This is a genomic window from Gynuella sp. (assembly GCF_050297175.1).
Taxonomy (GTDB): Bacteria; Pseudomonadota; Gammaproteobacteria; order Pseudomonadales; family Natronospirillaceae; genus Gynuella.
The window spans coordinates 64,602-84,492 of the sequence record NZ_JBNKSF010000062.1 but is presented as its reverse complement, the minus strand read 5'-3'; the positions used below and the strand labels follow the sequence as shown (position 1 = coordinate 84,492).

At 46.5% G+C, this 19,891-nt stretch carries 17 protein-coding genes; 12 read left to right on the top strand and 5 right to left on the bottom strand.

Going from position 1 to position 19,891, the window contains the following annotated elements; all coding sequences use genetic code 11:
* The first annotated feature begins 67 nt into the window (after positions 1–67).
* Positions 68–1,306 carry a DUF4032 domain-containing protein gene (locus ACQY6I_RS24545; RefSeq protein ID WP_428244315.1) on the top strand — a complete coding sequence of 413 codons (1,239 nt, stop codon included), beginning with the start codon at positions 68–70 and terminating at the stop codon, positions 1,304–1,306.
* Here the strand turns inward: ACQY6I_RS24545 and ACQY6I_RS24540 are convergent.
* Positions 1,289–2,173, bottom strand: a complete 885-nt coding sequence (locus ACQY6I_RS24540) for a TIGR01777 family oxidoreductase (protein ID WP_428244314.1) — start codon at positions 2,171–2,173, stop codon at positions 1,289–1,291. The genes ACQY6I_RS24545 and ACQY6I_RS24540 overlap by 18 nt on opposite strands.
* Before the next feature lie 71 nt (positions 2,174–2,244).
* On the opposite strand from ACQY6I_RS24540, the gene ACQY6I_RS24535 reads away from it, so the two are divergent.
* From ACQY6I_RS24535 to queF, 3 genes are read left to right on the top strand one after another with little or no spacing between them, the layout of a single operon-like run.
* Positions 2,245–3,177 (top strand): ABC transporter ATP-binding protein, encoded by a 933-nt coding sequence (locus ACQY6I_RS24535; protein WP_428244313.1) that lies wholly within the window; start codon positions 2,245–2,247, stop codon positions 3,175–3,177.
* Positions 3,174–3,941, top strand: a complete 768-nt coding sequence (locus ACQY6I_RS24530) for an ABC transporter permease (RefSeq protein WP_428244311.1) — start codon at positions 3,174–3,176, stop codon at positions 3,939–3,941. The genes ACQY6I_RS24535 and ACQY6I_RS24530 overlap by 4 nt, the downstream gene beginning before the upstream one ends.
* A 10-nt stretch (positions 3,942–3,951) precedes the next feature.
* A complete protein-coding gene (gene queF, locus ACQY6I_RS24525; protein ID WP_428244310.1) occupies positions 3,952–4,785 on the top strand; it encodes an NADPH-dependent 7-cyano-7-deazaguanine reductase QueF in 834 nt (277 codons plus the stop codon).
* Positions 4,786–4,826: 41 nt separating this feature from the next.
* On the opposite strand, the gene ACQY6I_RS24520 is transcribed toward queF, so the two are convergent.
* Positions 4,827–6,245 carry an adenylate/guanylate cyclase domain-containing protein gene (locus ACQY6I_RS24520; protein WP_428244308.1) on the bottom strand — a complete coding sequence of 473 codons (1,419 nt, stop codon included), beginning with the start codon at positions 6,243–6,245 and terminating at the stop codon, positions 4,827–4,829.
* Between the two features lie 235 nt (positions 6,246–6,480).
* Positions 6,481–7,758 carry an Hsp70 family protein gene (locus ACQY6I_RS24515; protein WP_428244307.1) on the bottom strand — a complete coding sequence of 426 codons (1,278 nt, stop codon included), beginning with the start codon at positions 7,756–7,758 and terminating at the stop codon, positions 6,481–6,483.
* A gap of 313 nt (positions 7,759–8,071) precedes the next feature.
* Between ACQY6I_RS24515 and ACQY6I_RS24510 the strand changes: the two genes are divergently transcribed.
* Positions 8,072–8,533, top strand: coding sequence for an Lrp/AsnC family transcriptional regulator (locus ACQY6I_RS24510; protein ID WP_428244305.1), 462 nt, complete (start codon positions 8,072–8,074; stop codon positions 8,531–8,533).
* Here ACQY6I_RS24510 and ACQY6I_RS24505 read toward each other — a convergent pair.
* Positions 8,530–9,006, bottom strand: coding sequence for a hypothetical protein (locus ACQY6I_RS24505; RefSeq protein WP_428244304.1), 477 nt, complete (start codon positions 9,004–9,006; stop codon positions 8,530–8,532). The genes ACQY6I_RS24510 and ACQY6I_RS24505 overlap by 4 nt on opposite strands.
* Positions 9,007–9,298: 292 nt before the next feature.
* Here ACQY6I_RS24505 and ACQY6I_RS24500 point away from each other — a divergent pair, with 292 nt between their 5' ends.
* Together ACQY6I_RS24500 and rrtA are read left to right on the top strand one after the other, a co-directional pair.
* Complete coding sequence (locus ACQY6I_RS24500) at positions 9,299–10,678, top strand: M6 family metalloprotease domain-containing protein (protein WP_428244303.1); 1,380 nt, start codon at positions 9,299–9,301, stop codon at positions 10,676–10,678.
* 90 nt (positions 10,679–10,768) lie between these two features.
* Positions 10,769–11,377 (top strand): rhombosortase, encoded by a 609-nt coding sequence (rrtA, locus tag ACQY6I_RS24495; protein WP_428244302.1) that lies wholly within the window; start codon positions 10,769–10,771, stop codon positions 11,375–11,377.
* Here the strand turns inward: rrtA and ACQY6I_RS24490 are convergent.
* On the bottom strand, positions 11,332–12,210 hold the full coding sequence (locus tag ACQY6I_RS24490) for a LysR family transcriptional regulator (RefSeq protein ID WP_428244300.1): 879 nt from the start codon (positions 12,208–12,210) through the stop codon (positions 11,332–11,334). The genes rrtA and ACQY6I_RS24490 overlap by 46 nt on opposite strands.
* A 123-nt stretch (positions 12,211–12,333) precedes the next feature.
* On the opposite strand from ACQY6I_RS24490, the gene leuC reads away from it, so the two are divergent.
* The 5 genes from leuC (at position 12,334) to ACQY6I_RS24465 (ending at position 19,878) form a co-directional block, all read left to right on the top strand.
* On the top strand, positions 12,334–13,764 hold the full coding sequence (leuC, locus tag ACQY6I_RS24485) for a 3-isopropylmalate dehydratase large subunit (protein ID WP_428244299.1): 1,431 nt from the start codon (positions 12,334–12,336) through the stop codon (positions 13,762–13,764).
* Positions 13,757–14,407, top strand: coding sequence for a 3-isopropylmalate dehydratase small subunit (leuD, locus tag ACQY6I_RS24480; RefSeq protein WP_428244298.1), 651 nt, complete (start codon positions 13,757–13,759; stop codon positions 14,405–14,407). Before leuC ends, leuD begins: the two co-directional genes overlap by 8 nt.
* 7 nt (positions 14,408–14,414) lie before the next feature.
* Positions 14,415–15,491, top strand: coding sequence for a 3-isopropylmalate dehydrogenase (leuB, locus tag ACQY6I_RS24475; RefSeq protein ID WP_428244296.1), 1,077 nt, complete (start codon positions 14,415–14,417; stop codon positions 15,489–15,491).
* A gap of 27 nt (positions 15,492–15,518) precedes the next feature.
* Positions 15,519–16,631, top strand: a complete 1,113-nt coding sequence (gene asd / locus ACQY6I_RS24470; RefSeq protein ID WP_428244295.1) for an aspartate-semialdehyde dehydrogenase — start codon at positions 15,519–15,521, stop codon at positions 16,629–16,631.
* 391 nt (positions 16,632–17,022) lie between these two features.
* Positions 17,023–19,878, top strand: coding sequence for a FimV/HubP family polar landmark protein (locus ACQY6I_RS24465; RefSeq protein WP_428244294.1), 2,856 nt, complete (start codon positions 17,023–17,025; stop codon positions 19,876–19,878).
* Positions 19,879–19,891: the final 13 nt, after the last annotated feature.

Below are 19,891 nucleotides of genomic sequence, written 5' to 3'. Positions count from 1 at the left end.
ATTAGTTTATTTTTTTGCTTTAATTAACGGTTTTCGGTGTGTCAGCCGTGTTTGATCAGGACTGTATATGAAGTTTCAATTATCCTCCCCCGGCCATTATCTTACGGATCTCAGCTTGCCGTGGTCCTTACATTTGACTCAGTGGCCGGCACAGCATTTTGTGAAAGTGGCACACGGTATCCACCGGAATGTCGTTAAGTTTATCAGCCATAAGAATCGTGTTTATGCTTTGAAGGAATTGTCCCGTAAGGTGGCAGAACATGAATACAGCATGTTGAAAGAGCTGGAAGAGCGTGGTTTACCGGTAGTGGAAGCTGTTGGTCTGATTAGCGACCGGGATAAGGAGGTTCCAAAGGTTTCGTGGCTTGAAGAGTATTTCGATATGAGTGATCGGGCATTGCTGATCACTGAATATTTGCGTGGGACTCTTCCATATCGGGTCATCATCGAAAATGGAATTGATCGTTATCAACTGAACCTGATGCTGGATGCGCTGGCCGACTTGCTGGTAAAACTGCATTTGAGTGGTTTTTACTGGGGCGACTGTTCTTTATCAAATGCGCTGTTTAAACGTGATGCCGGGTTGATGGCAGCTTATCTTGTGGATGCTGAAACAGCTTCATTTGTACCGGATATGACACGACATCGACGTGAGTACGATCTCGAACTCGCTCATACCAATATTGCGGGTGATTTGATGGATCTTCAGGCTGCTGGATTGTTACCCCTGAATATGGATCCTATAGATCTGACTGATTTTCTGGTGGAGCGGTATAACACGTTATGGGATGAGCTGACGCGTGATGAAGTATTTGATACTGCTGCGCAGCATGAAGTGGAAAAACGAATTCGACGCCTGAATGACCTGGGCTACAACGTCGAGGAAATGGAAATCAATACTTTGGAGTCCGGGAAAAAAGTGAAGATGACCGTAAACGTTGTGGAGCCTTGGCATCATCGCCGTAAACTGCAGAGTCTAACGGGGTTGGATGTTCAGGAGAATCAGGCTAAGCGGTTGTTGAACGATTTGCATCAGTACCGGGCCCGGATCAATCGTGAGTACGATTACCACATTCCCAGAGAAGTGGCTGCATTCAAATGGTTGACTGAAATCTATCAACCGGCCATTGATGCCATACCAGAGGATCTTCGTGGTGGATTGGATCCGGCAGAACTTTACCACGAATTATTGGAACATCGCTGGTATATGTCCGAGCGTTTTCATCACGACATTGGCCTGAAAGAAGCAATACGGTCTTATATTGAAAACGTCCTGAAACTGCGGGCTTTAACGACAGTAGCGTAATAGACTGTCAGTCAGGTCTTCATATTGGAACTTGAATCCGGCTCCCAATAGTTGACTGGGGGCTACCCGCTGACTGTCGATCAGTAATTGGCCGGCTCCGAGGGTCATGGTTTTCAGAATCCAGGCGGGTACGGCCGGCAGGCGGACTTTGCGGTTCATCGCACCGGCCAGGATGTTGGTAAATTCGCTATTGGTGACCGGGTTGGGGGAGCACAGGTTAAACGCTCCTGACAGCTGTGGATGTTGGGTGAGAAAATCAATCGCGTTGACCTCGTCGTCAATATCAATCCAGGGCCAGTATTGTTGGCCTGATCCGATAGGGCTGATGACTCCACACCGTGCGGCTGTCTGCATCCGTTGCAGTGCACCGCCGTGGCCCAAGACAATGCCGGTTCTAATCAGGCAGACTCGGGTACCCTGGTGTTCGGCCTGTAGTGCTTCCTGTTCCCATTGCTCGCATAGCAATGCGCCAAAATGTTGTCCATGGTGGGAATCTTCCGGGAGCCAGTGGTTATGCTGGTCACCATAAATACCAACAGCGGAACCACTGATCAGTATGCCAAAAGGGTGTTGTAATCGTTGATTCAACGCGACTAATGCTTTGGTGGTGACAATACGGGAGTTGGTTATTTTTTGTTTTACCGATTTAGTCCAGGGACGTTGAAACAATGAATAGCCCGCCAGATTTACCACGACATCGAACACTTCTTCGTTATTGATGTCATCCAAGGCAGACACATATCTGATTGTTTCACGACTGGTTAATTGCTGACGCGTCAAAATTGTCACATGGTGCCCTTCCTTGATCCATTTTTGAGTCAGGGCTGAGCCAATAAATCCGGTTCCACCGGTAATGAGTACTTTCATGCAAACCTCGGTTGAAATTGTATGCTTCCTACCCAATCTATAGGCGCTTGTTTTAGCGCGCGAGTTTATCAATGACAGCAGCTCTTAGTATTCAGAATCTCCGTAAGGTTTACGATAACGGATTTCAAGCTCTGAAAGGTATCGATCTTACGGTCCAATCAGGAGATTTTTTTGCTTTGCTGGGCCCGAATGGGGCTGGTAAGTCGACCACTCTTGGTATTGTCTCATCTCTTGTTAACAAAACCTCTGGTGAGGTCTCTGTTTATGGTTATGATCTGGACAATCAGCGTAATGAGGTGAAAAGAAACCTTGGGGTTGTACCTCAGGAATTCAACTTTAATCATTTTGAAAAAGTCTACGACATTGTCATGCAGCAGGCAGGCTACTATGGCCTGACCCGTAAAGAGGCCAGTCCAAAAGTGGAGAAATGGCTTCGACAGCTGGATTTATGGGATAAGCGTTCCGAGCCGGCCAGAGCTTTGTCCGGTGGAATGAAACGCCGGTTAATGATTGCCCGGGCATTGGTTCATGATCCCAGGTTGCTGATTTTAGACGAACCGACCGCTGGCGTGGATATTGAGATTCGGCGGACCATGTGGGATTTTCTGCGGGAACTCAATCAACAGGGTACAACGATTATCCTGACTACCCATTATCTTGAAGAAGCTGAAAGTCTTTGTCGGAATATTGCGATCATTAACAAGGGGGAAATAGCCATCAACACCTCAGCCAAAGAGTTGTTGCTGCTCTTAAATAAAACCACCTTTGTAATGGACTTTAAACAACCCAAGCAATTGCCTCCGGCCGTCATTGACCAGTTTTCAATACGCCAGTCCGAACCATCACTGATTGAATTTGATCTTGAGAAAGAGCAGTCATTGAATGCGGTTCTTGCCGGAGTCACTGCAGCTGGTGTTGAAATTGCCAGCGTGCGTCCGAAAAACAATCGATTGGAAGAAGTATTCGTGGATTTAATCAATAAAAACGGAGGCAGCCAGGCATGAAGGAGAATTGGGTCGCATTTCAAACCATCGTCACCAAAGAAGTTCGTCGTTTCATGAGAATCTGGCAGCAAACCCTGTTGCCTCCTGCGATCACGATGGTGCTGTACTTCATTATTTTTGGCAATCTCGTCGGTTCCCGGATCGGTGATATGGGGGGATTCGATTACATGAAGTATATCGTTCCCGGACTGATCATGATGTCTGTCATTACCAATTCTTATGGCAATGTGTCGTCATCATTTTTTAGCAATAAATTCCAGAAAAGTATCGAGGAGTTGTTGGTATCACCCGTTTCCAATAATACGATTCTGCTGGGCTTTATCATCGGAGGCATGTGCCGTGGGTTACTGGTAGGGCTGATCGTAACTGTGCTGTCGCTTTATTTCACCAGTTTGCATGTCCATAACATGTTTGTAATTGTTTCTACGGTAACTTTGACGTCGATACTTTTCTCCATTGGTGGGTTTATCAATGCCATATTTGCCCGGACCTTTGATGATATCTCTATTATACCGACATTTATTTTGACTCCTTTAACGTATCTGGGAGGTGTATTTTATTCGATTTCCCTGTTGCCGGACTTCTGGCAGATGGCGTCTAAATTGAATCCGATACTGTACATGGTCAATGCATTTCGTTTTGGCATTCTGGGGGTGAGCGATATCAATATTTATGTTGCTTATCTGATGATCCTGTTGTTCACGGTTGTGCTATATGCATGGGCGTGGGTGTTGTTGAATCGCGGTTATGGATTACGGAACTAGGATATCGAAAATGGCTGATTTGACAGATGCACCGTTAGGTAAAACATCGTTATATACTGACCAGTATGACCCTTCTTTATTATTTCCAATTGCCCGAGCGAATAATCGTTCAACTCTGAATGTCGAAGCGTCGGAGTTAACATTCCATGGTTATGATGTTTGGAATGCCTGGGAGTTGTCCTGGCTCAATAACAAAGGCAAGCCGGTGGTTGCGGTTGGGCAATTCACTATTCCTGCGCAATCGCCCTGCTTGATTGAATCCAAATCGTTGAAGTTGTATCTGAACTCATTCAATCAAACACGCTTTGATGATATTGGTTCGGTCACTGCTACCATTGAAAAAGATTTGAGCCAAGCTGCAGGTGCTGAGGTCAAGGTTAATGTTTTAACACTGGAAAATGCATTACAGCCGTTTGGGAAAATACATACGGTTGAGGGCAGTTGTGTGGATGAGCTGGATGTGGATATTGATGTCTACTCCACAGCTGATCCTCAGTTACTGAAAATTTCACCGGATGATGTGGTCAGTGAAACCCTGGTCAGCCATCTGATGAAATCCAATTGCCCGGTGACCGGTCAGCCTGATTGGGGAAGTGTGGTTGTCAGTTACGCTGGCCCGCGGATCTGCCCCGAGAGTTTCCTGAGATATGTGGTCTCGTTTCGACAACATACTGAGTTTCATGAACATTGCGTGGAGCGGATGTTCTTGGATATATTGAAACTTAGCCAGCCGACCAAGTTGAAAGTGAGTGCCCGATATGTTCGCAGGGGAGGGCTTGATATCAATCCAGTTCGGTCAATGCATCCTGTAACATCCGACAATCTCAGGTTGCTGAGACAATAGAACAGTGGTTTTGTTTGAGAAAGCCGGTGTAATGCCGGCTTCTACAACAGTTTTTCTTTCAACAGTTTTCCTGCTTTTTCCAGCGCCGAGACAATTCTGTCTTTCTCGTAGTTTTTAACCTTCTCCAGATCCAGATGCATTGAAAAACCGTCAAACTCGTACTCAGTGAACGATTGTTGGGAGCCAAGGTCACGGCGAAAATCGACGACTTGGTAAATGGGCACTGGACGGCTGAAACCTTTGGCGTGAATCTGACCTTTTTCCCGACACAATATGATGTCTTTGACCAGGCTGTAGGTTTCGTAGGAAATCAGGATTTCCCCTGCATCAGCAGCACTTTCCAGTCGGGCGGCGAGATTCACTTCTTTGCCAATGATGGTGTAATCCATACGGGATTCAGCACCGAAATTACCGACAGTGGCGTAGCCTGTGTTGATGCCCATGCGAATTTCCAATGGTGTTTTCAGGCCTTGAGCCCGCCATCTCTGGCGGAGGACCTTCATGTGCCGACGCATTTCGATGGCCATGGATACGCAGGCCTCGGTGTCCTTTTTCATGCCCTTCGATTCCGGGTCACCAAAAAAGACCATGATGGCATCACCAATGAATTTGTCGATGGTACCGCCATGTTTCAGAGCAATCTTGGACATATCGGTGAGATAACGGTTCAGAATATCCGTCAAGGTTTCCGGCTCGATTTCTTCTGATAATGCAGTGAAACCTTGTATATCGGAAAAGAAGATTACCAGTTTCTTCCGATGAGTCTCCAGCTTGACATCTTTCTTGCCGGAAAAGATGGTTTGCCAGACCTGAGGGCTGAGATATTTGGAGAGTTTTTGAGATAACCGGCGATATTGTTCATTTCGCTGCTGCATCTGGTTTTTCGCAGCAAGCAGCATACGTGACTGTTTATGGTTGTAGTAGGCTGTAACGCCAACATAAATACCCACCCCGATGGCGAACACATAAGCCATGGCATCGGGCGAGCTGCCCATGATCTGAAGCTGGTTGGGTATCAGATAAAATGTAGCCAGTGCTCCCGCTGCCATAAAGAATAAGCAGAAAATGTAGGAGAAAGCTCTGCCTGTGGTAATAAACGATGCATTGGCCATGATTGCCAGAAGCATCGTCGGTATAGGAGAGGCACCAAGTAGCACAGTCACAGCGCCATACATAACGGCATCAAAGAGAATCAGCGTGTAAACCACTTGAGTGGTATATTTCTCCCGTATCGGGGCTGTTAGAAATTTGGCCAGATGGGGGTAAACCAGTGCCAGTACAACCATCAAAATATAGAGGTTGGATAGATAACCAGTATACACTCCAGTGACGGCACTGGCTGAAATCGTCAGGTAGGCTATCGTACGGCTGTTGTATTCCGGTGTAATGGGAAAGCGGTCGGTTTCCTGATTATCGCTGACAACTTTTTTTGTTTTCTTTAGTTTTTGTTTAAGTTTCATGCTTTAAAACAATTAGCCCTAATCTACATGCGAGCCTGGAAACATTTTCGGGACCTTACCTGAAATAGCCCCCGCAGCCATTTAAAGATGACTGGCTTTCTCGGGAAATGACAATAATGCTACTATTATCGGCGGTAAAGAGTTTCCCCGTTAACAGAGTTAAAAACCGGATCTATAGTATAGCGTTCAGCTCAAAGGGCAAGGAAATTACCCGAAATTGCAGAAGCGCTATTTGTCAGCAATAACGTCGCTGTGCCTCCAGTACCAGTCCCTTGCCTACACTGTTAAAAAGATCCCCTTGAACACATGTTGCCTTTGGAAAGTGTGAGCGAATGTAATGATCTACCGCGTGTAAAGCGGTAGATCCACCAGTTGTAAAAATGGTGGTGATGTCTCCCGGTTTGAGCCTAGCCTGACTTAAGGTCTCGTTTATTGCCTGAAACACACGTTGCAGGTCATGATCGATTGCATCTGACAGCTGGTGTCCGGTGACCTGGCATGATAATGAAGGGGATTCTTCCAGAAAGGCCAGAGGAATTTCTGTCTGAGGTAAAGCAGACAGATCGATTTTGGCCTGTTCCACCAAAGCGGCCAAACGGTGGCCATCTTTTTGTTTAATCAGTTGTAGCAGTCGATCAATAGGACGGGTTTCCGCCATTCGCAGCCTAAGATCCTGGAGGCCCCATAAGGTTTCCCGGCTATACAGCAGGTGAATACGATGCCATGTGGCCAAGTCGACATAGAAATGCTTCGGCATTTCCACGCCAGGCTTATCCTTATATTGAACATGCATGCCAAACTGGTCCATAACGGTTGCCAGGCTTAGGTGGCGGTCAAAATCGGTGCCGCCTATATGGATACCATGATTGGCCAGAATGTCATCCTGACGGTCTGGTTTGTTTTTCAGGGATGGTGATAACCTGAAAATAGTGAAGTCAGATGTACCACCGCCCATATCGATGATCAGGGCGATTTCCTCCCGCTCGATTTGTTGCTCGTAATCGTGGGCTGCTGCAATCGGCTCATGCTGAAAGGAGATGTTTTTAAAGCCAATGGATGCGGCGATAGAACGTAGTTTCTCTTCCGCCAAACGATCCAGTTCGGCATTGTGGTCGTTAAAATGGACTGGGCGTCCAAGCACAACGGAATCGATATCCTGTTGGCAGAAGTTTTCCGCACGTTCTTTCATATTGGTTAGAAAGAAAGCGATGATTTCGCTAAACAGATATTTACGAGTCTTGATCTGAGTGCCTTCTTCCATCTGGCTGGATCCCAGAATACTTTTCATAGAGCGCAACAAACGACCAAAGTGACCGCTGGTGTAAGACTCTATCGCTTTGCGACCAAAAGATATTTCATCGCTGTGAAAGTCGAAAAACAAGGCACTTGGTAAGGCGGTTTCAGGGTTCGAAGTGATCGGATGTTGCTCGAGCGGTACCATTACCGCTTGATCATGTTGGATCACACCGATGGTTGAATTTGAGGTACCGAAATCCAGTCCGCACAGTGACATGTTGGTCTCCAGCCTGCATAAAAAGGGCGCGGAATAATACAGGTGGAAAACAAAAATGCAATGGCAGGGGGATATTTATAGCGAAAGCGGCCGGAGAGTCCCAGTCAGTCTTTGTGAGGCTGATGATGCTCACTTGCCAGTTGGGTAAACCAGAAAGTGTGGGACTGTCACCGGATGAAAGAAATTATAATGTGATTGCTTTGGCAGGTGCTTGCGAAAATTTGTTTGTTTAATATCTATGTTGGTATTTTATGTCTTAAATAAGATAATCTTTAGCATATTATGTCGGGTTGTTATTTTGGGGTGAAATGCTATGCCTTTGGATCGTTATGATCGCCATATCCTGGAACTGTTGCAGAATAATGGCCGACTCAGTAATCAGGAGTTGGCGGAGTCAATAGGTTTGTCACCATCACCTTGTTTACGCCGGGTCCGGGCATTGGAGGAAGATGGGTTAATCACCGGTTATCGGGCTATGTTGGATGCCAAAAAACTGGGGTTGACGCTGATGGCATTGGTCCATATTTCTATGGATCGTCATACTCCCGAACGGTTTGTGAATTTTGAGGCAAAGATTACGACACTTCCCGAAGTGCTCGAATGTCTACTGATTACAGGGCATGAAGCGGACTATCAGCTGAAGGTTGTAGTCAGGGATATGGATGCTTATCAGGAGTTGCTGCTGGAAAAAATCACCCGGATAGAGGGGGTTAGCGGCGTTCATTCCAGTTTTATACTCCGTAAAGTAATGGATAGTACTGGGTTGCCGGTTTAATTTACTGTTACCTTGAATTCCAGCTGTTGCAGATCATTTGCTTCCAGGTGTTCGATCGTCCAGCGTAAAAAACGGATATCCTGAGGCTGTAATTCGGTATTAAACAGAGTGTATTCCGGAAAATAATCTTCGCCATTATTCGAAACCAGATAAACAGATGCATTTTTTGATTGGCTGAAGCCAACATAAGTGGTTCCGTTAGGAACTGGATTATCGACGTTAATATTAACTGCATCGTCGCTACCTCGATTTTCCACAGTAATAACAAGTATCAGTTCATCTCCCTGGTGAACTGATGCTGCCTCTGTTCTTTGTGCAGAGAGGTTGCCCTGCTCATCGGTCACAGTGTATTCCTGGTAAATGGTGCTGGAAATAATAACCTCAGCATCCGCTAAGGCATTGGGCGCATAAATCGGGATCGTTGATATCAGCAAGCCCAGTAATCCTCGTTTCATTCGCTTAATCAGTTTCATGGTATCCAGCTCAGTTATTAGCAATCTTTAGTTGTTGTTTCTATCTAGTATCACAACAATTGAAACTCAATTTGTCGACTTTTTCTTAAATACATGTGAGTTTTCTGTCGAAACTTTGGCTAGTTCTCATTTCTACAAAGTGTGACAAATAAATGTCATTTTGAAATTCTGTTTTATGACGGTTTTTCGACGAAAATAACATTGTCGTTTTGAATAGTTACTTCCCGCGACGACATGCTTATGAATGCACTTAGATAGTGACCATTGCAGTAGTGAATTTAAGTGCGGATGTATGAGCAGTGTGGTTCGGTTTTCTATTATTTTGATGGTTTTAGTGGCCTCGTTGCCTTCACTGGCTGTTGTTCCAGCCGTAAATGATGCGCTTAGTGAACGCAGTACGCCTGTCTGGACCAGTAATCAGGTGGAATTGCTTGGCCGATCTAGCCTGGTTCGGTCAACGAGCAACAGTATTCCTTCACAGGTTCCTCTGATGATGGTGATGGTTGATTTCAGTAATCAAGCTTTCTCAACGGCCCAGTCTGACTGGCAGCAAACCATGTTTGGGGAAGAGGGAAGTGTAAGCTCTTATTATCAATGGACTTCAAACAATCGGTTCTCCTTTATTGATGCGGGCTCCAGGCATGTTAGCCTGGGCATGAATCATCCGGACAGTGGATCGGACTTTGCGGCGGCCAAAACATTGATTAAAACGGCTTTGGCCGCCTTGTCTTCATCTGTAGATTTCAGTCTTTATGATAGCAATAGTGATGGCCGGGTGAGCGCTCAGGAGCTGGCTTTGGTGTTTGTTGTGGCTGGTTACGAAAATGCCTACGGCGGTGCGTCTGCTCCTCGTCCAAATATTTGGGCGCACCAGAGTTATGCTGGAGTGACCAGTGACGGTGTGACACTGGGGTCTTATGTCGTTGTTGGTGAGCTCCATGGAAATCACTCTGCCACGATAGGCATTATTGCTCATGAGCTCGGGCACTTGGTTTTCAATCTGCCTGATTTATATGATCGCGATGGCTCTTCACAAGGTATCGGCTCCTGGGGATTAATGGGAGCGGGGGTTTGGAACACCGCTCACGGTAAGCTGGGAGACAGTCCGGCCAGAATGCTAGCCTGGAGTCGTGAGCAAACCGGATTTGGTGACGAAGTCAGTGCAGATGATGCTGATAAGAACATCCTTTTACAGCCAGGCCAGTATGTCAAAATCAGGCTTTCCAGCTATGAGGCTTTGTATCTTGAGCAGCGTGATGATAGCTCTTTTGATGCGGGGTTGCCTGGTAGTGGTATGCTGATTTCTCATGTCGACAATCGTAAGAACAATAATGATGATGAAGCTCATAAGCTGATTGATATTGAGTCTGCAGATGGCATGTTTGATCTGGACAACAATCGTAATTCTGGTGATGCCGGCGATCCGTTTCCAGGCGAAGAGCTTGTTTATGAGTTCGGGCCTGACTCAACACCTTCCAGCCTGACGTATGACGGGGAAGACTTAGGGGTGAGGGTGTATTTTGGTCCGAATGCTGATTTTAGTTTCAGTCAGAATGTTCGCAGTTCAACCGATGATCAAAGTGCCAGTGGTTCCTTCAGTGTATTCCCAGGTGTGCTCGTGGTAGTGTTGGTGATAGGTTACAGGACTGGAGGTAGATCTCGTCACGTTTGATTGTGCAATGGTCATTTCCATGCAACCTGTGATCTGAGGGGTTCCTGTTCCAGGGGATCACTATTTCATATCCGGTTGAGGACCGTTGGCTTGGTTAACAGTATTTTTGAATTTTTGTGGCAACGTTGGTTTCTGGTTGTTCTATTCGTTCTCATCACGGCAATCGCTGCTGCACCGGAATCAGTGCAGATGATGTTGAGTTTTCAGCGTGACGCCATAGATAATGGGCAGCTCTGGCGTTTGTTGACCTGTCATCTTGTTCACCTCAACTGGCAGCACTGGATGCTGAATTTGTTTGGTTTCAGTATTGTTTTTTATGTTTGTCCGCCTTGGTTGGGGCAGTGGCAGGGAGTCTTGGTTTTCTGTTTTCTGGCACTGTTGGTTGGATTAGGGATTTATTGGTTTGACCCGCAGCTGTGGGGTTATACCGGGCTTTCCGGAGTGCTTTATGGGCTGCTGTGTCTGGCGTTGATCTTTAGTCCATTCTATTCGTTAATAATCCGCTATATTGCTGTTCTGGCAATTACCAGCAAGATTATCTGGGAGCAGACACCGTTTTATTCTGACTCCATGATTGCCAGTTTCATTCATGCCCGCGTGGCACAGGATGCTCATTTGTACGGGCTTTTGGGCTTTGCTGCGATATATGGATCTTATGTTTTCGCCAGATTTCTATCCAGTTCAGTCAAAAATGCCTGAGCAGCATTGCTGAGTGTCCGATTTCTGTGGCGGATGTATCCTAGTTTTCGGGACAATGCCACGTTTTCAACCTCTAAGATCACCAAGCTGTCATCCACCATTGTGCGTGGTAGAACACTCCAGCCGAATCCCACCGAGACCATCACTTTGATGGTCTCAAGGAAATTGATGGGCAGAGAGGTGCGTAGTGGCAGTTTGTGCTGATCGAATAGCGCTTTGACAATCTGGTAGGTAAAGGTTTCCAGCTCTGGCAGTAAAGCATTGGCGTAACACAGCTCATTCAGGCGTACCGACTTTTTGCGTGCCAGCATATGATCCTTTCCAACCACAAACACCAAAGAGTCATGCCAGATTAATTCTCCGACCAGCACTTTGTCCAAATGATTGGGCAGCGTTACGAATGCCAGCTCGATGTCACGATTGATGACTGATTGATAAGCACGCTCTGATTCAAGGAAGTGCAGATCCAGCTCGACATCAGCGTGGCTGCTGATGAAGCTCTTGAGGGTAGCTGGCAGTCGGTATAAGCCAATATGGTGACTGATGGCCATTGACAAACGGCCGCCGACATTGTGAGCCAGGTTGCCGACAATCTGGCGGGCTTCACGTATTTCCTGGGCAATGCGTTCCGCAGAAGGGATCAATGCACGGCCGGCCTCTGTTAGCAGAACCTCCCGTCCTACCCGGTCAAATAGTCGTGCATTGACCTGATTCTCCAGTGATCGAATCCGTTTGGAGATTGCAGGTTGCGTTAAGTGCAGGCGATGAGCTGCTTCCGAAAATGATCCGGTTTCCACGACCGCCAAAAATGCCATGAGCGCTTGAGTATCCATTGTTTGTCTTATTGATTACCAAAAGTAATGAAATTTATAAATTTTATGAATTTGTTTTATCTGTTGATTAATCCTAGAATGTGTTGGTGATTCAGACAACAATTTTTTGATAGGAAATGACTTGTGACTGGCAAAACCCTATACGACAAATTATGGGACTCTCATGTTGTCAAAGAGAGAGAAGATGGTACTGCGTTAATCTATATTGACCGGCATCTGCTGCATGAGGTGACTTCACCGCAAGCATTTGAAGGTCTTAGGTTGGCAGGGCGTGCTCCCTGGCGCCTGCAGGCTAACCTGGCAACGCCAGATCACAATGTCCCTACCACAGTGGAAGAGCGTAAAGCGGGTATCGATGGTATTGCTGACCCGACTTCCAAAATTCAGGTCCAAACCCTGGATGAAAATTGCAGTCTTTTTAATATCACTGAATTTAAAATGGGTGATGAGCGTCAAGGTATCGTTCATGTGGTCGGACCAGAGCAAGGCGCAACACTTCCAGGTATGACTGTTGTTTGTGGGGATTCTCATACATCCACTCATGGTGCATTCGCTGCACTGGCACATGGAATTGGTACCTCTGAAGTGGAGCATGTGTTGGCGACGCAGTGTCTGATTCAAAAGAAAATGAAGAATATGCTGGTGCGTGTCGATGGTCAGTTATCGCCATGGGTAACGGCCAAAGATGTGGTCCTTCATATTATAGGTGTGATTGGTACCGCAGGTGGTACTGGTTATGCCATTGAGTTTGGCGGTAGCGCTATTCACAGTCTTTCCATGGAAGGCCGTATGACCATTTGTAACATGGCGATTGAGGCAGGTGCGCGAGCCGGCATGGTCTCTGTTGATGATATTACCCTTGAATATGTCAAAAATCGTCCTTATGCACCCAAAGGCGAGCAATGGATGTTGGCTGAAGCGTCCTGGCGTGAATTGGTATCTGATAACGACGCAGTGTTTGATCGGGTGGTGGAGATCAGTGCCGAAGATATTTTGCCTCAGGTGACCTGGGGAACCTCTCCCGAGATGGTACTCCCGGTCAGTGCAAATGTGCCTGATCCTGCTGATGAAGTCGATGACGCGCGTAAGCAGGCTATTACCCGGGCTTTAGAATATATGGGGTTGCAGCCGAACCAGGCGATTACATCCATCAGGCCTGATCGCGTGTTTATTGGTAGTTGTACGAACTCCAGAATTGAGGACCTGCGTGAAGCTGCCAGAGTGATCAAGGGGAAAAAAGTGGCTGATTCTGTCAAGCAGGCTTTGGTTGTGCCGGGTTCAGGGGTGGTGAAGGCCCAAGCAGAAGCTGAAGGGCTGGATAAAGTCTTTATCGAGGCAGGAATGGAGTGGCGTGAACCTGGATGTTCCATGTGTCTGGCCATGAATGCTGATAAGTTGGGGGCTGGAGAACACTGTGCCTCAACTTCCAACCGCAATTTTGAAGGACGTCAGGGATGGGGAGGCAGGACCCACCTGGTCAGCCCGGCCATGGCTGCCGCCGCTGCAGTTGCGGGACATTTTGTTGATGTAAGAGAGGTCATGACTGATGCGTAAATTTGAAATATTCAGTGGGATTGCGGTGCCGATGGAGCGGGCCAATATTGATACTGACATGATCATTCCAAAGCAATTCTTAAAATCGATCAAGCGTTCCGGTTTTGGTCCCAATCTGTTCGATGAGCAGCGTTATCTCGACGAAGGACAGCCTGGGATGGACTGTAGTCAACGACCGCTAAATCCGGATTTCGTGCTAAATCAGCAGCGTTATCAGGGGGCTCAGGTTCTGGTGGCGGGTGAAAATTTTGGTTGTGGTTCGTCCCGTGAGCATGCTCCGTGGGCGCTCGATGACTATGGGTTTAAGGTCATCATTGCCCCGAGTTTTGCTGATATCTTCTTCAACAACTGTTTTAAAAATGGATTGTTGCCAATTGTCCAGCCTGTTGAGGTTGTCCGGCAACTCATCAGCGACATTAAAAGTAACGAAGGTTACGAACTGAAGGTTGATTTGCAGCGGCAGCTGATTATCAGGCCTGATGATTCTGAATTGGCCTTTGATGTTGATGAATTTCGGAAATATTGCCTGTTGAATGGATTGGATGATATCGGCCTGACGCTTCAGGACGCTGAGTCCATAAAACAATATGAAAGTAAGATGAAATCGATAACCCCTTGGTTATTTGCAGATGCTGGACAGTGAGAGAGATATGGCTAAAAAAATTCTGATTTTACCTGGAGATGGTATTGGTCCTGAAATCATTGCAGAGGCCACCAAAGTCGTTTCTGTCACTCAAAAGCGTTTTGCGCTTCAGTTGGAAATGGAAACTGCGCTAGTGGGGGGGGCTGCGCTGGATGCCCATGGTTCTCCATTGCCGGAGCAGACTCTTGATCTTGCCAAAGCCAGTGATGCCATTTTATTGGGTGCAGTTGGTGGTCCCAAATGGGATAAAAATGAAATGGCTCTACGTCCGGAAAAGGGATTACTTGGGTTGCGCTCTAACCTGACTCTATTTGGTAATCTTCGTCCTGCTATTCTTTTTCCGCAACTGGCATCAGCGTCGACCCTGAAGCCTGAGGTGGTTGCCGGGTTGGATATCTTAATCGTCCGAGAGCTGACAGGGGGTATCTATTTTGGCCAGCCTCGGGGGGTCAGAGAAGTTGACGGTGAGCGTCAGGGGTTCAATACGTATGTTTATAGTGAATCGGAAATTCGCCGTATTGCCCGTGTTGCTTTTGAAGCTGCTCGCAAACGCAATAACAGAGTGTGTTCGGTTGATAAAGCTAATGTGCTTGAAGTAACCGTGCTGTGGCGTGAAGTGATGGAGGAGGTCGCCAAAGACTATCCGGATGTCGAGCTGAGCCATATGTATGTGGATAACGCTGCGATGCAGCTGGTACGTAATCCTAAACAGTTTGATGTCATGGTTACCGGCAATATGTTCGGCGATATTTTGTCTGACTGCGCTTCCATGCTGACAGGTTCAATTGGGATGTTGCCGTCAGCCTCTCTTGATGCGCAAGGTAAAGGGATGTACGAGCCCATTCACGGCAGTGCACCCGATATTGCGGGGCAGGGTATTGCCAACCCGTTGGCTACTATTTTATCTGTGGCCATGATGTATCGATATAGTCTTGGGTTTTCTAGCGCTGCCGATGCAATCGAAGAGGCAGTGTCTGATGTGCTGGATCAAGGGTTGCGAACCCCGGATATATGGTCTGAAGGAACCACAAAGGTTACCACTTCGGAAATGGGTGATGCGGTTGTGGCGGCACTGTCAAAATGAATTTATAAACTTTAGGAAGTGTACAGAATGAAAAAACTCGGTCTTGTGGGCTGGCGTGGAATGGTCGGCTCGGTATTGATGGGCAGGATGCGTGAAGAGCGTGATCTCGATGGCTTGGATGTTACGTTTTTCAGTACCTCTCAGACAGGTGAGGCGGCTCCCGAGGAAGCCGGTGCCGGAGCGACTTTGCAGGATGCAAACAGTGTGGAAGCACTGGCACAGATGGATATCATTATTTCCTGTCAGGGTGGGGATTATACCAAGTCTATCCATCCTGCTTTGCGTCAGTCCGGTTGGCAGGGATATTGGATTGATGCTGCATCTGCATTGAGGATGGCAGAAGGTACAGTCATTGTGCTCGATCCGGTCAATCGTAAAGTGATTGATGATGCTCTTGCGTCGGGGGTTAAAGATTATATCGGTGGTAATTGCACGGTCAGTCTGATGATGATGGCCTTAGGTGGACTATTTGATCAGGACTTGATCGAGTGGATTTCGCCGATGACATATCAGGCTGCTTCTGGTGGCGGTGCACGCCATATGCGCGAATTGATTAATCAGATGGGGTTGATAAATTCAGAAGTGGCCGACCTGCTGGCAGATCCTGCTTCTGCTATTCTTGAAATCGACCGTAAAGTGTCAGCCAAGGCCCGTTCTGCTGATTTTCCGGCTGACCAGTTTGGAGTGCCATTGGCAGGTAGTCTGATTCCCTGGATTGATGCCCAGCTTGATAATGGTCAGAGCAAAGAAGAATGGAAAGGTCAGGCGGAGACTAACAAAATCCTGGGACGTAGTGCTGATCCGATTCCTGTTGATGGTTTGTGTGTTCGGATTGGTGCCATGCGCTGCCACTCCCAGGCGTTGACCATCAAACTCAAAAAGGATCTGCCTGTTGCGGACATCGAAGCTATTCTGGCAGGTGCTAATGATTGGGTTAAGGTTATTCCCAATGAAAAAGAGGCTACTATGCATGGACTTACGCCGACTGCTGTTAATGGTACTCTGTCCGTACCTGTCGGGCGTATTCGCAAACTCTCCATGGGTCCGCAGTACATTAGTGCCTTTACTGTAGGTGACCAGTTATTGTGGGGAGCTGCAGAGCCGTTGCGTAGGGTTCTGAATATTGTACTGGGAAGGTAAGATAGTTTTTAATAGTGTAAAAAAAAGCCGGTAACCCGGCTTTTTTTTTTACAAATTGCAGTTTGATAGATCTATTATTCTTATTTGTCATTACTGAATATTTGAAATTATGTGTTTTTTTGACGAATAGACTTAATGGTCCAAGCTGTGATATCGGTCAAAATAACGAATGAGAAATCAAAAAAGGTTAGTTAGTTGGGTGCTTTTAAGCAGGGCAAAAGTTGCTAAAAGTCTATTATTAATTAATACTTAGGCGACGTTTTGAAAGATTTTTCTCAAAAGTTTAACAACAAATTTGCAAATGAGAACTGTGTCTCACAAAAAAACAATTGTGATTTCAGCTGAATCATCATTAGCTCATTTGAATGATCAAAAAAAAAGGAAAACTGATATGGTGCGCAAGTTAGCTACGCTATTGCCATTGGTGGTTTTACTGGGAGCCAGTGGTGCTGAGGCCTTAGGTCTTGGTGAGCTCACCCTTAAGTCATCTTTGAACGAGCCTCTTTCGGCAGAAATAGACTTGTTACAGGAAGAGGACTTGAGTTCGGGTGAAATATTGCCAACCTTGGCAAGTAATCAGGATTTCCAACGGGCTGGTGTGCAGCGTTTCTTTTTCTTATCCAACATTCAGTTCTCTGTACTTGATAAAGGCAATGGCCAGAAAGCGATTCAGTTGTCTACCAAACAACCTGTTCAGGAACCATTTTTAAATTTCTTGGTTGAGGTTAACTGGCCGGCAGGGCGGTTGCTCAGAGAATATACCGTTCTGTTGGATCCGCCGGTATATGATGAATCACCTGTGATCGAGTCAGAAGTGATTAGCCCAGCGACTGCGGCTAAGCCATCTCAGTCCAGTGTTACGACTATTCAGAATCAGCCATCGGTCAAGTTCGATCAAAACACAACGACCACTTCCCAGGCTGTTCCAACACGCAAGGAAAACCTGAAACCAAATCAGTACCGGGTTCAGCGGGATGATACTCTATGGGACATCTCGGTTAAGTTTCGTCCTGATCGGTCACTCTCTCCACAGCAGGTAATGGTTGCTATTCAGCGCTCCAACCCATCTGCGTTTATGGGCAATAATATTAATCGCCTTAAAGCCGGTAGTCTGCTTGATATCCCAACTGCTGATCAAATCAAGTCCATTTCCCAGAGTGACGCATTAGCAGAAGTTTCTCGACAAAATAAACTGCTTAAGAACCCTCAACGTGAAGATGAGCCAACATCTGTACCCATCAGTGCATCGGGTTCAGCCACGTCAGCATTAAAAGATGGAAATGAGAAAAATCCAGATGGATATCTGGAGCTGGTAACGCCGAAAGATAAAACTGACTCAGCCTCTGCGGCTGGAGAAACAGTCGCCAAAATTGATGAGTTGGAAAATAAACTGGCGATGGCGCTTGAACTGAATGATCAGTACGAGCGTGAAAAACAAGATCTCAACAGTAGGGTCAGCGAGCTTGAAGAACAAATCAAGCTTATGGAATCAATGATCAACCTTCAGAGTGAAACCGGGACTATTCTGGAGAATCAGGATTCCATACAGGCAAATGCTGATACTAATACAGGGCCAGTTGATCAGGCAGCTGTCCCTGATGCTGGAATGGGAACTGATGACCAATCGTCTGAGTCCACTTCTACAGATACGACACCTGTTGATCAAGGTCAGTCAGAGCCAGCGACTACTGATAATACTGCACAAGAGATTCCTACACCTCAGCCGGTTGCTCCAACTCCGCCGCCAGAACCAAAACCGGTTACACCACCTCCGGCTCCTCAGCCGGAACCTGGCATCATTGATATGATCCTGGGCAGTACTACAAATATGATTGCTGTAGTGCTTGTGGCTTTGATGGTTGTTTTGTTGCCTTTCTACTTCATTTCAAAACGTAAAAACAATCAGAATCTGGTGGATGAGGATGAAACAGATTTCAATCTTGACGATGATGAAGATCCATTCGATTTGGGCGATTCTGATCATGAAATGGCAGCGGAAGATGTTGATGAGCTAGCCGAGGAATTTAATGCGGCTACCAGCAAAGATGACAGCGAAGAGGCTGACGTTGTTGCTGAAGCTGATATTTATATTGCTTATGGTCGTTATGACCAAGCTGAAGAACTACTGAAAAAAGCTATTGCTCAAGATGATTATCGTGATGACGTCAAACTGAAACTCGCTGAGGTTTATACCGAGACCGGTAATGCCAGTGGCTTCAATTCAATGTCAAAGGCGCTTGATTATGCAGATCCTGATATCAAGCAAAAACTGGCGGAATTGAAGGCCAGAATGCCACAGGATGATATGGCTATGTCATCAGGGCTTGAGGATGACAGTCTGGATTTGAACGTTAGTCTGGAAGATGCCATTGACGAACCTGAGGTTCCAACTCTGGCAAGTGAAACAACAGAAGCCCCTGTTTCAGAAATGGAAGATTTTGATCTCGACTTGCCAGATGATTTCGATACAGATCTTTCGTCTGAGGATGCCGATCACGGTACCCCTAAAGAAGAGTCGGATGCATCTCTTGATTTTGATCTGGGTGACAATGATTTCTCTTTGCCGACTGTTGATGAAGAAGCTTCTGTTGGTGAAAAAGCCGAAGAAAATGATGAGTTCAGTCTGGATTTTAATCTGGATGACTTCGGTGGTGATACTGACGATGACTTCGGTGGTGATACTGACAGTGAATCTCCTGCTTCCAATAAGGATGAGAAAACTGAAAGTGAAGACTTTTCCATGGATTTTTCTCTGGATACGGACGAAGGTTTGGACGATCTCGGGTTGGATCTTGACAGCCCGGCTTCTGAGACTGAGAGTCCTCGAGAAGAAGAAAATCCGTTTGAAGCTTTAGATGCTCAGATTGAAGCACTGGACGGGCTCGATGACTTCGAGACGACTGCTGAGAATGACTTGGAAAGCAGCAGTTTTGAAAGCATGGACATTGGCTCAGACGATGAGTTCTCTATGCCAACCCAGAACGAGGTTCCGGAGTTGGACGAAGTAACTGACCTCGAGCAAGATGATTTGTCATCAGATCTAGGTACTGGCCTTGATGGTGATCTCGACGATGATTTCGGGTTCCTGGCTGGAGCAGACGAAGCATCTACCAAACTTGATCTGGCTCGTGCATACATAGACATGGATGACAGTGAAGGAGCTCGTGAAATTCTTGAAGAAGTGTTGGCAGAAGGGAATGATCAGCAGAAACAGAAAGCTCAGGAACTGATTGCTCAATTGAGTTAATATAATCACTTCT

Bases quoted from the DNA above. Each gene is read 5' to 3' on its own strand.
- leuD (WP_428244298.1), top strand. From the start codon at position 13,757: ATGCGTAAATTTGAAATATTCAGTGGGATTGCGGTGCCGATGGAGCGG.
- ACQY6I_RS24540 (WP_428244314.1), bottom strand. From the start codon at position 2,173: ATGAAAGTACTCATTACCGGTGGAACCGGATTTATTGGCTCAGCCCTG.
- ACQY6I_RS24465 (WP_428244294.1), top strand. From the start codon at position 17,023: ATGGTGCGCAAGTTAGCTACGCTATTGCCATTGGTGGTTTTACTGGGA.
- ACQY6I_RS24520 (WP_428244308.1), bottom strand. From the start codon at position 6,245: ATGAAACTTAAACAAAAACTAAAGAAAACAAAAAAAGTTGTCAGCGAT.
- leuB (WP_428244296.1), top strand. From the start codon at position 14,415: ATGGCTAAAAAAATTCTGATTTTACCTGGAGATGGTATTGGTCCTGAA.
- ACQY6I_RS24515 (WP_428244307.1), bottom strand. From the start codon at position 7,758: ATGTCACTGTGCGGACTGGATTTCGGTACCTCAAATTCAACCATCGGT.
- queF (WP_428244310.1), top strand. From the start codon at position 3,952: ATGGCTGATTTGACAGATGCACCGTTAGGTAAAACATCGTTATATACT.
- ACQY6I_RS24535 (WP_428244313.1), top strand. From the start codon at position 2,245: ATGACAGCAGCTCTTAGTATTCAGAATCTCCGTAAGGTTTACGATAAC.
- ACQY6I_RS24490 (WP_428244300.1), bottom strand. From the start codon at position 12,210: ATGGATACTCAAGCGCTCATGGCATTTTTGGCGGTCGTGGAAACCGGA.
- ACQY6I_RS24500 (WP_428244303.1), top strand. From the start codon at position 9,299: ATGAGCAGTGTGGTTCGGTTTTCTATTATTTTGATGGTTTTAGTGGCC.
- ACQY6I_RS24530 (WP_428244311.1), top strand. From the start codon at position 3,174: ATGAAGGAGAATTGGGTCGCATTTCAAACCATCGTCACCAAAGAAGTT.
- ACQY6I_RS24510 (WP_428244305.1), top strand. From the start codon at position 8,072: ATGCCTTTGGATCGTTATGATCGCCATATCCTGGAACTGTTGCAGAAT.
- asd (WP_428244295.1), top strand. From the start codon at position 15,519: ATGAAAAAACTCGGTCTTGTGGGCTGGCGTGGAATGGTCGGCTCGGTA.
- ACQY6I_RS24505 (WP_428244304.1), bottom strand. From the start codon at position 9,006: ATGAAACTGATTAAGCGAATGAAACGAGGATTACTGGGCTTGCTGATA.
- ACQY6I_RS24545 (WP_428244315.1), top strand. From the start codon at position 68: ATGAAGTTTCAATTATCCTCCCCCGGCCATTATCTTACGGATCTCAGC.